Origin of the sequence: Methylobacterium nigriterrae (genome assembly GCF_037106235.1) — a bacterium.
GTDB lineage: Bacteria > Pseudomonadota > Alphaproteobacteria > Rhizobiales > Beijerinckiaceae > Methylobacterium > Methylobacterium nigriterrae.
Genome location: NZ_JBAWTG010000698.1, coordinates 1 through 302, shown reverse-complemented (window position 1 = coordinate 302; position 302 = coordinate 1). Strand labels below are relative to the sequence as shown.

Sequence of the window (302 nt, the reverse complement as noted above, 5' to 3'; positions counted from 1 at the left end):
GCCCGACCTGATCGTCGCCGGCACGATGTTCCTCGGAATCCTGCCGCTCCTCCTGTCAGAGGCGCCGCGCCCGCCGGTCGGCGGCTACAACGTCAGCTTCCTGTTCCACGACCGGCCGGACGGGGCGCCGCTCGGGCCCGGCCTGCCGCCGGCCCGCGACGCCGCCGAGCAGGCGCGGCACGCGGCGATCGGGGCGGCGGCCGCGATCGCCTTCACGAACCCGGTGCGCGCCGACGCCGACGCGACGCTCGCGCGCCTCGGCGCCCGGCCGCTGCCGGCCTCGCTGACCCAGTCGATCCTGA

1 pseudogene is annotated in these 302 nt (G+C 77.8%); it reads left to right on the top strand.

Annotation, left to right across the window (positions count from 1 at the left end):
* Nucleotides 1-302 (top strand): annotated as a pseudogene (locus WDW90_RS38775) (glycosyltransferase); the annotation flags it as partial.